Genomic DNA, 15,355 nt, shown 5'->3' on the forward strand with positions numbered 1-15,355 from the left:
AATGGCAGACCGAGGCTTACTAATCGTTTTTTCTGGTCCTTCAGGGGTTGGAAAAGGAACGGTTAGAAGAGAGATTTTTGAGAGTTCTGAAAACCAATTTCAATACTCTGTATCGATGACGACACGCGCACAACGTCCTGGAGAAGTAGACGGTGTTGACTATTTCTTCCGTACTCGTGAAGAGTTTGAAGAGCTGATTCGTCAAGGACAGATGTTGGAATACGCAGAATATGTCGGCAACTACTATGGAACTCCCCTGATCTATGTCAATGAAACCTTGGACAAGGGAATCGATGTTTTCCTTGAAATTGAGGTTCAAGGTGCTCTTCAGGTCAAGAAAAAGGTTCCAGATGCTGTCTTTATCTTCCTGACACCACCAGATTTGGATGAATTGCAAGATCGTTTGGTAGGTCGTGGAACAGACAGTGCAGAAGTGATTGCCCAACGAATCGAAAAAGCCAAGGAAGAAATTGCGCTTATGCGTGAGTATGATTATGCGATTGTCAACGATCAGGTGCCCCTAGCTGCTGAGCGTGTCAAACGTGTTATCGAAGCAGAGCACTTCCGTGTGGATCGTGTCATTGGTCACTATCAGGAGATGTTACCGAAATCTCCAACTACTCGATAAAATTTAGAAAATAGGTACAAGCAAATGATGTTAAAACCCTCTATTGATACCTTGCTCGACAAGGTTCCGTCAAAATATTCACTCGTAATCTTGGAAGCAAAACGTGCCCACGAATTGGAAGCAGGTGCACCAGCAACTCAAGGTTTCAAATCTGAAAAATCAACTCTTCGCGCTTTAGAAGAAATCGAATCAGGAAACGTTACCATTCACCCAGATCCAGAAGGAAAACGTGAAGCAGTGCGTCGCCGTATCGAAGAAGAAAAACGTCGCAAAGAAGAAGAAGAAAAGAAAATCAAAGAGCAAATCGCTAAAGAAAAAGAAGATGGTGAAAAAATTTAAGGTTGGGGGGACTCAATCTTATTTTTTCTATTGCAAGAATGTACTGACGAGGAGGAGGTGAGAAGATGGCCATAGCTAAGATTATCGTAGATGTGCCCTTGATGCAGACGGACCAGCCCTATAGTTACAGGATTCCTGAGGAATTTGAGGGAATGCTGGAAGTTGGGATGCGGGTTCATGTGCCTTTTGGTAAGGGCAATCGCCTGATTCAAGGGATTGTTCTTGGTTTGGAGTCCCAATCAGACGAAGGAGAGACTAATCAAGATTTAAAAGATATTGCAGAGGTGTTGGATTTTTCTCCTGTTCTCACGCAAGAACAGCTCTGGTTGGCTGAGGAGTTACGCAAGTCCGTCTTTTCCTATAAAATTTCCATCCTCAAGGCTATGTTACCAGGATTTCTGAACTCCAGCTATGACAAGATTCTCTATCCTCTGGCAGGTCTGAGTCAGGAAGACCGAGAGCGCTTGTTTGGTTCAGAAGATTCGCTTGCCTTTTCTTCTCTAGATTTAGGCAAGCAAGCTGAAATGATGCGTTTGACTAGAAAAGGCCTGCTTGGTCTGGAATACCAGGCAATTGATCAAAAGAAGGTCAAGACCCAGTCTTGGTATGAGGTGAATCTTGCTCAATTAGAAGGTGTTGAGATTTCTACACGCGCCAAGAAAAAGTTGGAATTGAGAGACTATTTACTGTCTCATCCTGAGAGTGCTTCCTTGGCTAGCTTGTTAGAGATCTACTCGCGGGAGCAAGTCAACTTCTTTGTGAAACAAGGTGCTGTTACCATAGTCCAAAAGGAAGTTCAACGCTCGGCTGCTTATTTTGAAGGCATTGAGACAAGTCAGCCTTTGGAGTTGAATCCAGAGCAAAGACAGGCGCGTGATGCGGTTGTCAGTGCTATTGGCAGTTACCAGCCTTCCTTCCTCCTTCAAGGGATTACAGGAAGTGGGAAGACCGAGGTTTACTTGCAGATTATTCAAGGGGCCTTGGACAAGGGCAAGACAGCTATTTTGCTGGTGCCTGAGATTTCCCTGACTCCTCAGATGACGGAGCGTTTTATTGCTCGATTTGGTGAGAAAGTGGCCATTCTTCACTCAGGCTTGTCTAATGGTGAAAAGTATGATGAATGGCGCAAGGTGGAACGAGGAGATGCTCAAGTTGTGGTTGGTGCCAGATCAGCCATCTTTGCTCCGCTGAAAAATCTGGGTGTCATGATTATTGATGAGGAGCATGAAGCAACTTATAAGCAGGACAGCAATCCCCGTTATCATGCCAGAGAGGTAGCTATTTTACGGTCTCAGTATAATCAAGCAGCTCTGGTACTTGGTTCAGCAACTCCTAGTCTGGAAAGCCGTGCTCGGGCTGGAAAAGGTGTCTATCAACATTTACGTCTGACCCAACGTGCTAATCCTTTGGCTAGGATCCCTGAGGTTCAAGTGGTTGACTTTCGTGACTATATTGGACAAAACGAGACATCAAACTTTACTCCTCCTTTGCTAGAAGCTATCCAAGACCGTCTAGCTAAAAAAGAGCAGGTGGTTCTTATGCTCAATCGTCGTGGTTATTCTAGCTTTGTTATGTGTCGGGAGTGTGGGACGGTAGATACTTGTCCCAACTGTGACATTTCCTTGACCTTGCACATGGATACCAAGACCATGAACTGCCATTATTGTGGTTTTTCGAAGGACATTCCTCAGGTCTGTCCTAACTGTAAGAGTCACAGTATTCGTTACTACGGGACAGGAACTCAGAAGGCTTATGACGAGCTGGCAGAACTCTTTCCTCAGGCACGTATTCTACGGATGGATGTGGATACGACGCGCAAGAAAGGCAGTCATCAGGCTCTACTTGACCAGTTTGGACGAGGGGAAGCGGATATTTTACTAGGTACTCAGATGATTGCCAAGGGATTGGATTTTCCCAATGTGACCCTAGTCGGAGTTCTAAATGCGGATACAGCCTTGAATCTGCCTGATTTCCGTTCTTCTGAGAGAACCTTCCAGCTCTTGACTCAGGTGGCAGGCCGTGCAGGCCGTGCTGAAAAAGCTGGTCAGGTTTTGATTCAGTCCTACAATCCGCAGCATTATGCTATAAGATTTGCTAAGGATCAGGACTACGAAGGCTTTTATGCCTATGAAATGGGAATCAGACGACAACTTGGTTATCCACCTTACTATTTCACCATTGGCATTACCCTTTCTCATAAGAAAGAAGAGGAGGTTGTCAAACGTGCCTATGAAGTCATGAACATTTTGCGGTCAGGATTGTCAGATACCAGTCACATTCTGGGCCCAACGCCAAAACCGATTGCTCGTACCCACAACCTTTATCATTACCAGATTTTGATTAAATACCGTTTAGAAGATGAGCTGGGGTCGACCCTCAACCAGGTCTTGGCCTTGACTCAAGAACGGGAAAATAGTGAGCTCCGTCTCAGCATTGACCATGAGCCACAGCAATTTTTATAAGAAGGAGAAGATATGACAAAATTAATCTTTATGGGGACCCCCGACTTTTCAGCAACAGTCTTAAAAGGACTTTTGACAGATGACCGTTACGAAATTCTAGCTGTTGTGACCCAGCCAGACCGTGCTGTCGGCCGTAAAAAAATTATCCAAGAAACCCCAGTCAAGCAGGCAGCCAAAGAAGCAGGTCTTCCTATCTACCAACCTGAAAAACTATCTGGAAGTCAAGAGATGGAAACTATTATGCAGCTAGGAGCGGATGGAATTGTGACTGCTGCTTTTGGGCAGTTTCTCCCAAGTAGACTCCTTGATAGCATGGACTTTGCTGTCAATGTTCACGCTTCCCTCCTTCCAAAACACCGTGGTGGAGCGCCAATCCATTATGCCTTGATTCAAGGGGATGAGGAAGCTGGTGTGACCATCATGGAAATGGTTAAGGAAATGGATGCAGGTGATATGATTTCTCGTCGCAGTATTCCTATCACGGATGAGGACAATGTCGGTACCTTGTTTGAAAAATTGGCGCTAGTTGGTCGTGATTTGCTTTTGGACACTTTGCCTGCCTACATTGCTGGTGACATTAAGCCTGAACCGCAGGATCCAAGTCAGGTTACCTTCTCGCCAAATATCCAGCCAGAGGAAGAAAAGTTAGATTGGACTAAAAGCAATCGTCAACTTTTCAACCAAATCCGTGGGATGAATCCCTGGCCTGTTGCCCATACTTTCCTTAAGGGCGACCGCTTTAAGATTTATGAAGCTCTACCAGTAGAAGGTCAGGGAAATCCAGGTGAGATTCTTTCTATCGGCAAGAAAGAATTGATTGTCGCAACGGCTGAAGGGGCTCTATCCCTCAAACAAGTGCAACCAGCTGGTAAGCCTAAGATGGACATTGCTTCCTTCCTCAACGGTGTTGGACGCACATTGACAGTAGGAGAACGATTTGGTGACTAAAGTAGAAACGGCTAGAAGTCTAGCCCTAGCAGTATTAGAGGATGTCTTTATCAATCAAGCATACTCAAATATCGCCTTAAATAAGCATCTCAAGGGGAGTCAACTTTCGGCAGCAGACAAGGGCTTGGTGACAGAGATTGTCTACGGAACAGTAGCCCGCAAACTAACTCTGGAATGGTACCTATCCCACTTTATTGAGGACAGAGACCAGTTAGACAGTTGGCTCTATGTCCTTCTTCTCATGAGTGCCTACCAACTCCGTTATCTGGATAAGATTCCAGACCATGCTGTGGTCAATGAAGCGGTAGAACTAGCTAAAGTCCGTAAAAAAGGCAGTGAAAAATTAGTCAACGCCGTCCTTCGTCGTATTCTGCGTGAAGGCTGGCCAGATATTGCTAGTATCAAGCGAAAAAACAAGCGTGATTCCATTGCCTATTCTCTCCCAGTTTGGCTAGTTTCCAAACTCAAGGAAGAATATGGTGAAGAGCGAGCACAAGCTATTTTTGAAAGTCTTTTGGTGCGCAACAAGGCCAGCATCCGAGTGACTGATTTAAGTCGAAAAGAGGAAATCAAAGCCTTGTTGGAGGCCAGTGATTCATCCTTGTCTCCTTCTGGTTTAGTCAAGGAGCAAGGGCATTTTGCAGGTCATGATTTGTTTGCGGATGGAACCATTACTATCCAAGACGAGTCCAGTCAGCTGGTTGCTCCCACTCTGGATTTACAAGGTAATGAGAAGGTTCTAGATGCCTGTGCCGCTCCTGGCGGGAAAACAGCCCATATTGCCTCTTATCTTACGACAGGTCAGGTTACTGCTCTGGACTTGTATGACCATAAGTTGGACTTAATCCAAGAAAATGCTCAACGTCTGGGAGTTGCAGATCGGGTTCAAAGGCAAAAATTGGATGCTAGAAAGGTGCATGAGTTTTTTGGGCAGAATTCATTTGATAAGATTTTGGTGGATGCTCCCTGTTCAGGAATCGGTCTTTTGCGCCGAAAACCAGACATCAAATACAATAAAGAAACGGCAGATTTCGCGTCCTTGCAGGAAATTCAGCTAGAAATATTAGGTAGTGTTTGTCAAACACTAGGCAAAGGTGGTATAATAACTTATAGTACCTGTACCATTGTTTCGGAGGAGAATTTTCAAGTCGTTGAGGCGTTTTTAGAAAGTCATCCTGAGTTCGAGCAGGTAAAACTAGAACATGAATGTAAGGATATCATGAAAGACGGCTGTATCCTCATTACACCTGAATTGTATGGAAGTGATGGATTCTTCATCAGTCAATTTCGCAAGATATCGGATTAGGAAGGAACTGACACATGGAAATTTCATTATTAACAGATGTTGGTCAGAAACGAACAAATAACCAAGACTATGTCAACCACTATGTCAATAGAGCTGGACGTACAATGATTATTTTAGCTGATGGGATGGGAGGTCATCGCGCAGGGAATATCGCTAGTGAAATGGCGGTAACAGACCTAGGTATAGCTTGGGTTGATACCCAAATCGATACAGTCAATGAAGTGCGTGAATGGTTCGCCAATTACCTAGAAATTGAAAATCAAAAGATTCATCAACTTGGACAAGATGATGCCTATAAAGGAATGGGAACAACTCTTGAGGCTGTTGCTATTATTGGCAATCAAGCTATCTATGCCCACATTGGAGATTCTCGTATCGGTTTGATTCGTGGAGAAGAATACCACCAGTTAACGAGCGACCATTCTTTGGTCAATGAATTGCTCAAGGCAGGTCAATTGACACCAGAAGAAGCAGCTAGCCATCCACAGAAAAATATTATTACCCAGTCAATCGGTCAAAAAGATGAAGTTCAGCCTGATTTTGGAATGATTACCCTTGAGCCAGGAGACTATCTCTTGCTCAATAGTGATGGTTTGACCAACATGATTTCAGGCAGTGAGATTTGTGATATTGTAACCAGTGATATTCCTTTGGCAGATAAAACAGCGACGCTGGTGCGTTTTGCTAACAATGCAGGAGGTTTAGACAATATTACGGTTGCCCTTGTTTCTATGAACGAGGAGGAAGCAGAATGATCCAAATCGGCAAGATTTTTGCCGGACGCTATCGGATTGTGAAACAAATTGGCCGAGGAGGCATGGCAGATGTCTATTTGGCCAAGGATTTAATTCTAGACGGAGAAGAAGTGGCAGTGAAGGTCCTGAGGACTAACTACCAGACGGACCCGATAGCTGTAGCTCGTTTTCAGCGTGAAGCAAGAGCTATGGCAGATCTAGACCATCCTCATATCGTTCGGATAACAGATATTGGTGAGGAAGACGGTCAACAGTATCTTGCAATGGAGTATGTTGCTGGACTAGACCTCAAACGCTACATCAAGGAGCACTATCCTCTCTCTAATGAAGAAGCCGTCCGCATTATGGGACAAATCCTCCTAGCCATGCGTTTGGCCCATACCAGAGGGATTGTTCACAGGGACTTGAAACCTCAAAACATCCTTTTGACACCAGATGGGACTGCCAAAGTAACAGACTTTGGGATTGCAGTAGCCTTTGCTGAGACGAGTCTGACTCAGACTAACTCGATGCTGGGTTCGGTTCATTACTTGTCACCAGAGCAGGCGCGTGGTTCGAAGGCGACTGTACAAAGTGATATCTATGCCATGGGGATTATCTTCTATGAGATGCTGACAGGCCATATCCCTTATGACGGGGATAGCGCGGTGACCATCGCCCTCCAGCATTTCCAGAAACCACTGCCATCGGTTATAGCTGAAAATCCATCTGTGCCTCAGGCTTTGGAAAATGTTGTTATCAAGGCAACTGCTAAGAAATTGACAGATCGCTACAAATCAGTCGCTGAAATGTATGTGGATTTGTCGAGTAGTTTATCTTATAATCGTCGCAATGAACCAAAGCTGGTCTTTGACGATGCAACTAAGGCGGACACCAAGACTCTACCAAAAGTATCCCAGGGTACCTTGACCTCGATTCCTAAGGTGCAAACACAAAGTCCGAAACCACAGGCTGCCAAGCCGAGTCAGCAGGTTTCAGAAGACAATTACGTAACCAAGCCTGTTAAGAAACGGAAATTTAGAGTTCGCTATATGATTTTGTTGGCCAGCATTGTATTGGTAGCAGCTTCTCTTATTTGGATATTATCTAGAACTCCTGCAACCATTGCCATTCCGGATGTGGCAGGTCAGACAGTTGCGGAGGCCAAGGAAACCCTCAAGAAAGCCAATTTTGAGATTGGCGAGGAGAAGACAGAGGCTAGTGAAAAGGTGGAAGAGGGGCGGATTATCCGTACAGATCCTGGCGCTGGAACTGGTCGAAAAGAAGGAACGAAAATCAATTTGGTTGTCTCATCAGGCAAGCAATCCTTCCAATTGAGCAATTATATCGGCCGTAAATCAACAGATGTTATCGCAGAACTCAAGCAGAAGAAGGTTCCTGAAAATCTCATCAAGATCGAGGAAGAAGAATCAAGCGAGAGCGAAGCAGGAACTGTTCTCAGACAGAGTCCAGCTGCTGGAACAACCTATGATTTGAGCAAGGCATCAACGATTACCTTAACCGTTGCTAAGAAAGTAACCAGCGTTGCTATGCCAAGTTATACGGGATCTAGTCTTGAATTTACTAAAAACAATCTCGTTCAAATTGTCGGTATTAAAGAAGCCAATATTGAAGTTGTAGAAGTGTCGACAGCTCCCGCTGGAACTGCTGAAGGTACAGTCGTTGAACAGAGTCCAAAAGCAGGTGAAAAGGTTGATTTGACTAAGACGCGTGTCAAGATTTCAATTTACAAGCCAAAAACACCGCCGTCAACGTCATCATCAGCACCAGTCCAACGTGGAAACCAAGGTTCTACTACAACACCAAGTCAGGGCAACCAACAAGGAAATCAACGAGGGAATGCGCCTACTACTCAGTCAAGTAGTGAAGGCAACCACGAAAATTCACGTGATTAAACGAATCTTTGTCATGATTTCATGGCAAAGATTTTTTTTGACTCCAGATTTGTGATAGAATAGAGGGAGTTGATAAAAGGAGGCAAGCATGGAAGAGTCAAAAGAATTAAATGCAGTTATTGATGTGATTATGCTAGCAGGAACCATTCTTCTCAAAAGTGGTTCAGAGATTCATCGCGTAGAAGATACTATGATTCGTATTGCGCATTCGCAGGGGATTGTGGATTGTAATGTTCTTGCCATGCCTGCCGCTATCTTTTTCTCGATTGAAAATACCAATATTTCGCGAATGAAGCGTGTGACCTCCTCTTCTTATAACATCGAAAAAGTCTGCGATGTGAATCAGATTTCTCGTCAGCTGGTTGAGGGGCAGATTGATTTAGAGACAGCCTTCCAGCAATTGACGACCTTGCAAGCTCAATCCCTTCCCTATACCAAGTTGCAGGTAACTATGGCTGCGACCTTTAGTGCTCCTTTCTTTTCGGTTATGTTCAGCGGAAATATCTATGACGCACTTGGGGCAGGAGTGGCTACCTTATTTGGTTTTGCTTTTTCCCTCTATGTGGAGAAGTTTATCCGAATTCCTTTTGTGACAGCCTTTGCTGGAGCCTTTGTCTTTGGAATGATAGCCCAGTTTTGGGCTCGCTACACAGGTTTTCCTTCAACGGCAGATTTGATTATAGCTGGTGCGGTCATGCCGTTTGTACCAGGAATTGCCTTGACCAATGCGGTTCGGGATATTATGACCAACCACATAAACTCTGGTATGAGTAAGATGTTTGAATCCCTGCTCATTACCCTTGCTTTAGGGGCAGGAACTTCTGTCGCCTTGGTATTGATGAACTAATATGACACTAACAACCTTTTTATTACAAGCAGCAGCAAGTCTTCTTGCTATTATCACTTTTTTAATCGTACTCAATGTGCAACGCTCCATGCTTTTACCTGGAGGGATTTTGGGCATGACTGTCTGGCTAATCTATCTCTGCCTTAAAGAGCCGACTAATATCATTGTAGCTACCTTCATTGCGGCTATTATCGGTTCTTGTATCAGCCAGATTTTAAGTATTCTTTACAAGACACCAGCTGTGGTCTTTATCTTGGCAATTTTGGCACCTTTGGTTCCAGGTTATCTTTCTTATCGGACAACTGCCTTTTTTGTGACGGGGGATTACAGTCATGCCATTGCCAGTGCAACCTTGGTTGTCATGCTTGCTCTGGTCATTTCCATTGGAATGGCTAGTGGAACAGTGATTCTCAGACTTTATTCTCACTTACGAAAACCGCAAAATAGTTAAAGTAATAAGGGACTTGATTTGGTGAATCAAGTCTTTTTTCTCTATTTTACTGCCATTTGTGATAAAATAGTAATGAACGATTTTTTACATGAATGATAAAACAGAGGTAAATATGACAATCGGTATTGATAAGATTGGTTTTGCGACCAGTCAATATGTCTTGAAATTACAAGACTTAGCAGAAGCGAGGGGAATTGACCCTGAAAAATTAAGCAAAGGACTCTTACTCGAAGAATTGAGTATTGCGCCCCTAACTGAAGATATCGTGACCTTGGCAGCCAGTGCTAGTGACTCTATTTTAACTGAGCAAGAAAGAGCAGAAATTGATATGGTCATCGTGGCTACCGAGTCAGGAATTGACCAGAGCAAGGCTGCTGCTGTCTTTGTGCATGGATTGTTGGGTATCCAGCCCTTTGCTCGTAGTTTCGAGATTAAAGAAGCCTGCTATGGAGCTACAGCTGCCCTTCATTATGCCAAATTACATGTGGAAAATTCTCCAGAGTCCAAGGTCTTGGTCATCGCTAGCGATATTGCCAAATACGGTATTGAAACTCCAGGAGAACCAACTCAGGGAGCTGGAAGTGTGGCTATGTTGATTACACAAAATCCACGCATTATGACTTTTAATAATGACAATGTAGCTCAAACGCGTGACATCATGGATTTCTGGCGTCCAAATTACTCGACTACTCCGTATGTAAATGGTGTTTATTCTACCCAACAATACTTGGATAGTTTGAAAACGACTTGGCTTGAATACCAAAAACGCTACCAGCTTACCTTAGATGATTTTGCGGCTGTTTGCTTCCACTTGCCTTATCCTAAATTAGCGCTAAAAGGCTTGAAAAAAATCATGGATAAGAACTTGCCTCAAGAGAAAAAAGACCTCTTGCAAAATCATTTTGACCAGTCTATTCTCTACAGTCAAAAGGTGGGGAATATCTATACAGGTTCACTTTTCCTTGGACTTTTGTCTCTCTTGGAAAATACAGATAGCTTGAAGGCTGGGGATAAAATCGCTCTTTATAGTTACGGAAGTGGTGCCGTGGCTGAATTCTTCAGTGGTGAATTGGTTGAAGGATATGAAGCTTATCTAGATAAAGACCGCTTGAACAAGCTAAACCAAAGAACTGCCCTATCTGTTGCAGACTATGAAAAAGTCTTCTTTGAGGAAGTAGACTTATATGAAACAAATTCTGCCCAGTTTGCTGGCTATGAAAATCAAGATTTTGCCTTGGTTGAAATTCTCGACCACCAACGCCGTTATAGCAAGGTTGAAAAATAATGAAGATAAGTTGGAATGGATTTTCTAAAAAATCATACCAAGAGCGCCTCGAGCTGTTAAAAGCTCAGGCGCTCCTTAGTCCCGAGAGGCAAGAGAGTTTGGAGCAGGATGAACAAATTAGCTTGACTGTCGCAGACCAGCTGAGTGAGAATGTAGTGGGGACTTTTTCACTGCCTTATTCGCTGGTTCCAGAGGTTCTTGTCAATGGTCAGGAATACACAGTTCCCTATGTGACAGAAGAACCCTCAGTGGTTGCTGCGGCCAGCTATGCCAGCAAAATCATCAAGCGAGCAGGTGGTTTTAACGCTCAAGTCCATGAGCGCCAGATGATTGGGCAGGTAGCTCTTTATCAAGTTGCTAATCCTGAACAAGCGCAAGAGAAGATTGCCAGCAAGAAAGCCGAACTTTTGGAACTTGCCAATCAAGCCTATCCTTCTATCGTTAAACGTGGAGGTGGGGCGAGTGATTTACATGTAGAACAGCTCAAAGGCGAAACAGACTTTCTCGTTGTCTATCTCCATGTCGATACCCAGGAAGCCATGGGTGCCAATATGCTCAACACCATGCTGGAAGCCTTGAAACCAGTCTTAGAAGAACTCAGTCAGGGACAGAGTCTCATGGGAATCCTATCCAACTACGCGACCGATTCTCTAGTGACTGCAAGCTGTCGCGTCGCTTTTCGCTACTTGAGCCGCCAAAAGGATCAAGGACGAGAAATTGCAGAGAAGATAGCCTTGGCTAGTCAGTTTGCGAATGCTGATCCTTATCGAGCTGCTACTCATAATAAAGGAATTTTTAACGGTATTGATGCTATTTTGATTGCCACTGGTAATGACTGGCGTGCCATTGAGGCGGGAGCTCATGCTTTTGCCAGTCGAGATGGCAGTTATCAAGGTCTTAGTCAATGGACGCTGGACCTTGAAAGAGAAGAATTGGTCGGTGAGATGACCCTGCCCATGCCTGTAGCGACCAAGGGTGGCTCTATCGGTCTCAACCCTCGTGTAGCCCTCAGTCATGAATTACTGGGAAATCCTTCTGCCAAAGAATTAGCCCAGCTTATCGTGTCTATCGGGCTTGCCCAAAATTTTGCAGCCCTCAAAGCCTTGGTGAGTACGGGTATTCAGCAGGGACATATGAAATTGCAGGCCAAATCCTTGGCACTTCTTGCAGGTGCCAGTGAATCCGAGGTAGCTCCCCTAGTCGAGCGCCTTATTGCAGATAAAACCTTTAACTTAGAGACTGCCCAGCGCTATCTCGAAAACTTAAGATCATAAAAAAACTCAGACGAATTGGTCTGAGTTTTCTTGTGCTTATACTCAATGAAAATCAAAGAGCAAACTAGGAAGCTAGCCGTAGGCTGCTCAAAGCACTGCTTTGAGGTTGTAGATAAGACTGACGAAGTCAGTTACATATATCTACGGTAAGGCGACGCTGACGTGGTTTGAAGAGATTTTCGAAGAGTATTAAATACTTTTTCCTGGTAGTAGTGTAACTGGTAAAAAGTAGCCTGTTGTGGCAACTTCCTTGCCTTCGATTTTTTGCAAGAGTAGGTCAACAGTGAGGCAGGCAATCTCTTCCAAGGGTTGCTTGATGGTCGCCAGTTGAGGATAGTAATTCTCGATAAAGTAAGTCCCATCATAGCCAATGACCTTGAGCTCTTCTGGTACAGAAATTCCCAGTTCCTGAGCAATTTTAATGACTAGAATAGCAGTCAAATCATCCGAAGCGAAAATGGCATCTGGTTTTTGTCGAGTTAAGATATTCTTGATTTCCATTTCTTTTCTGACGGGAGAAAAGTCACTGGAAACATTGATAATAGGTGCTTTTGGGAGTACAGATGCAAAACCAGCGTGGCGCAGTCCAGTCGGCGAATTAGAATTGTCATTCCCTGTAATCATGATGATAGACTGGGCTCCTGTCTTGACCAAGGTCTGGGCGGCAAGAACTCCACCAGCATAGTTGTCAGAGGAAACGACAGGGATATCTGGTGATAGGTTTCGGTCGAAGGAAATAATCGGTGCCGTCACACGATTGTAGTCTTCAATTCCCAAGTTGTGACTACCAGAAATGATGCCGTCCACCTGATTGGCTTCCAACATTTCGATGTATTCGCGTTCCTTCTCAGAATCGTGCTCACTGTTGCAGATGATGGTCTTGTAACCATTTTTGAAGAGTTGGTGTTCCAGCTTATCAATCAATTCTGCATAGAAAACATTAGAAATATTGGGGAAAATCAAGCCGATTAATTTAGCCGATTTTCCTTGCAGACTACGAGCTAGGTTGTTGGGTTTATAGCCCAATTCTCGCATGGCTTCATTGACCTTTTGAATGGTTTTTTCTGATAAATAGCCTTTTTTATTGATAACCCGAGAAACGGTAGTAGGGCTGACGCCTGCAAGTTTGGCGACATCAGTTAGTTTTGCGACCATAATCTAATTCATAGTAAGTTCCAGTTGGGTTTCCAGATTTAATCAGGATCCCATTTTGGTCCGCATGTGGGAAGACACGACCAGAAAATACTTTTTCTCCTTTATTGATGAAAATTTCAAAGACAGAGTTATCGATGAAAATCGTAGCAGTAGTAGATTGGTTATCGATTGGGCAAGAACGAGTTGTTCCAAATTCTTGGGCATACTGTTCACCAGCCTGGCTACGATCTACTGTCACTTGACCATTTACAAGGTCAAAGTTGATGGAAAGTCCCTTGCCTTCTTGATCAGCCAGTAAGACAATCTCGCTCTGGCTATTTGCTTCCAAGTTGAGTTCAAGTTCGTAAGTGTTCTTGGTTTTAGAACGGTTTGAGAAAGGTTCTTCAGAAGCACGAAGGTCCTTGATGGCTGCGACTGGGTATTGGTAGAGCTTGCCGTCTTTGATAGTGAGTTCCTTGACCAAAGAGAAGGTTCCTTGGTGGTCAAAACGGTCAGATGGATATGAAACATCAGGTAAACCAAGCCAGCTAACAGCTAGAGCACGTCCATCAGGAGCGTTGAAGGCTTGAGTTGCATAGGCTTCGAAACCATAGTCCATGTTTTGAAGTTGAGATACATCTACCATTTTAGCATTTTCAGGGTCAAAGGAAGCCCCAATCTTATACATATTTGGATAGATATTGTCGTAGTCTAGAACTTTTTTATCCAATCCTTGTGGGCAGTAGAGAAGGACAGGTTGCTCTCCTACAAAGACCAGATTTGGACATTCCATCATGTAGGCAGTGCGGTCGTTAGCAAAGTCAAGATTGCCAACTACTTGCCAGTTTGTGTAGTCATTGTCAACAGCCTTGTAGAGACGGACGAAGCCTTTTTTCTCCAAGTCTTGTCCACCGACGATGGCATAATATTGACCTTTAAAATTAAAAATTTGCGGATCGCGGAAGTGGTCAGTTGAGTCTGCTGGCTGGTCGATCAAGATCTTATCAATCTTTGTAATCTTGCCATCCTTGTCCATCAAAGCACCAATCTGGTAAGGGTGACGGATCCAGTTTTCATCGCGGACATTTCCTGTATAAAATAAGAACAAGTTATCGCCAAATTGCATGGCAGAACCAGAGTAGGCACCGTGGCTATCTAATGGAGTATCAGGAAAAACTTTGACTCCAGTTTCTCTAAAGTGAACTAAGTCCTCGCTTTCCAATTGAACCCAAGATTTCAAACCGTGGGCTGCACCAAAAGGAAAGTTTTGATAAAAAACAACCCACTTCCCATCAAAGTAGGAAAAGCCATTTGGATCGTTGAGAAGTCCTGTTTTTGGCTCAACATGGTAATGAGTATGCCATGGAGATTGAGCCATATTTTCCTTTATATGTTGAATTTCTTCTTGCGTCCAATCTTGATAAAGTCTGTAACGACGCTCAGTTGTCCATTCCATTCATTCATTCCTCCAAAAATCTTATCACTTCTAATAGTAACCGTTTTCGATAAAAAATGCAAGCCTTTTATGTTAAAAAAGAGAAAAAACTGTCAAACGTTTATCATAAAATGAATGCAGGAAATCAATCACATTTTCAAAAAAATATGAAAGATAATGAAACAAAACCCTTTTAACCAAGATTTCAAACTTATCTTTTTTAGGAATACCTGATAAAACAGTCAAAAACAATCAACTTAAAGCGAGCCAACTAAGTGGATAGAATATTTTTTCTGCAAAACGCTTGACATATTTCTAAAACATGATAAAATAATAGTCGTAGGGCGAATAAAATCGCTTTCAAACAAGAACAAAATTTTATATAAGGAGATTTTTGCAAATGAACAATCAGGAAATTGCAAAAAAAGTCATCGATGCCTTGGGCGGACGTGAAAATGTCAACAGTGTTGCCCACTGTGCGACTCGTCTTCGTGTCATGGTCAAAGATGAAGGAAAAATCAATAAAGAAGTGATTGAGAACTTGGAAAAAGTTCAAGGTGCTTTCTTTAACTCAGGTCAATACCAAATCATCTTTG

The 15,355-nt window shown here is 43.5% G+C and carries 14 protein-coding genes; 12 read left to right on the forward strand and 2 right to left on the reverse strand.

Annotation, left to right across the window (positions count from 1 at the left end):
* The first annotated feature begins 1 nt into the window (after window position 1).
* The 11 genes from gmk (at window position 2) to RWM06_RS05575 (ending at window position 12,190) form a co-directional block, all read left to right on the forward strand.
* A complete protein-coding gene (gmk, locus tag RWM06_RS05525) occupies window positions 2–628 on the forward strand; it encodes a guanylate kinase (protein WP_313970395.1) in 627 nt (208 codons plus the stop codon).
* Window positions 629–652: 24 nt separating this feature from the next.
* Window positions 653–967, forward strand: coding sequence for a DNA-directed RNA polymerase subunit omega (gene rpoZ / locus RWM06_RS05530; RefSeq protein ID WP_000979235.1), 315 nt, complete (start codon window positions 653–655; stop codon window positions 965–967).
* Window positions 968–1,032: 65 nt separating this feature from the next.
* Complete coding sequence (locus RWM06_RS05535) at window positions 1,033–3,429, forward strand: primosomal protein N' (RefSeq protein WP_313970396.1); 2,397 nt, start codon at window positions 1,033–1,035, stop codon at window positions 3,427–3,429.
* Between the two features lie 12 nt (window positions 3,430–3,441).
* Window positions 3,442–4,377 (forward strand): methionyl-tRNA formyltransferase, encoded by a 936-nt coding sequence (gene fmt / locus RWM06_RS05540; RefSeq protein ID WP_313970397.1) that lies wholly within the window; start codon window positions 3,442–3,444, stop codon window positions 4,375–4,377.
* A complete protein-coding gene (rsmB, locus tag RWM06_RS05545; RefSeq protein WP_313970398.1) occupies window positions 4,370–5,683 on the forward strand; it encodes a 16S rRNA (cytosine(967)-C(5))-methyltransferase RsmB in 1,314 nt (437 codons plus the stop codon). Before fmt ends, rsmB begins: the two co-directional genes overlap by 8 nt.
* 14 nt (window positions 5,684–5,697) lie before the next feature.
* On the forward strand, window positions 5,698–6,438 hold the full coding sequence (locus RWM06_RS05550) for a Stp1/IreP family PP2C-type Ser/Thr phosphatase (protein ID WP_313970399.1): 741 nt from the start codon (window positions 5,698–5,700) through the stop codon (window positions 6,436–6,438).
* Entirely contained in the window at window positions 6,435–8,333 is a 1,899-nt protein-coding gene (gene pknB / locus RWM06_RS05555) for a Stk1 family PASTA domain-containing Ser/Thr kinase (protein WP_313970400.1), read from the forward strand. Before RWM06_RS05550 ends, pknB begins: the two co-directional genes overlap by 4 nt.
* A gap of 88 nt (window positions 8,334–8,421) precedes the next feature.
* Window positions 8,422–9,180, forward strand: coding sequence for a threonine/serine exporter family protein (locus tag RWM06_RS05560; RefSeq protein WP_313970401.1), 759 nt, complete (start codon window positions 8,422–8,424; stop codon window positions 9,178–9,180).
* A gap of 1 nt (window position 9,181) precedes the next feature.
* Complete coding sequence (locus tag RWM06_RS05565; protein WP_313970402.1) at window positions 9,182–9,631, forward strand: threonine/serine exporter family protein; 450 nt, start codon at window positions 9,182–9,184, stop codon at window positions 9,629–9,631.
* A gap of 112 nt (window positions 9,632–9,743) precedes the next feature.
* Window positions 9,744–10,916 carry a hydroxymethylglutaryl-CoA synthase gene (locus RWM06_RS05570; protein WP_313970403.1) on the forward strand — a complete coding sequence of 391 codons (1,173 nt, stop codon included), beginning with the start codon at window positions 9,744–9,746 and terminating at the stop codon, window positions 10,914–10,916.
* Entirely contained in the window at window positions 10,916–12,190 is a 1,275-nt protein-coding gene (locus tag RWM06_RS05575; protein WP_313970404.1) for a hydroxymethylglutaryl-CoA reductase, degradative, read from the forward strand. The genes RWM06_RS05570 and RWM06_RS05575 overlap by 1 nt, the downstream gene beginning before the upstream one ends.
* 189 nt (window positions 12,191–12,379) lie before the next feature.
* On the opposite strand, the gene RWM06_RS05580 is transcribed toward RWM06_RS05575, so the two are convergent.
* Together RWM06_RS05580 and RWM06_RS05585 are read right to left on the reverse strand one after the other, a co-directional pair.
* Entirely contained in the window at window positions 12,380–13,345 is a 966-nt protein-coding gene (locus RWM06_RS05580) for a LacI family DNA-binding transcriptional regulator (protein ID WP_000226009.1), read from the reverse strand.
* The gene (locus RWM06_RS05585; RefSeq protein WP_313970405.1) at window positions 13,326–14,780 is read right to left on the reverse strand and encodes a glycoside hydrolase family 32 protein; all 1,455 of its coding nucleotides are present in this window, start codon (window positions 14,778–14,780) and stop codon (window positions 13,326–13,328) included. Before RWM06_RS05585 ends, RWM06_RS05580 begins: the two co-directional genes overlap by 20 nt.
* 379 nt (window positions 14,781–15,159) lie before the next feature.
* Here RWM06_RS05585 and RWM06_RS05590 point away from each other — a divergent pair.
* Window positions 15,160–15,355 (forward strand): PTS transporter subunit EIIB (locus RWM06_RS05590; protein WP_313970406.1); only part of this gene is annotated, 196 nt, incomplete at its 3' end.

The sequence above is a fragment of the uncultured Streptococcus sp. genome (assembly GCF_963516575.1).
GTDB lineage: Bacteria > Bacillota > Bacilli > Lactobacillales > Streptococcaceae > Streptococcus.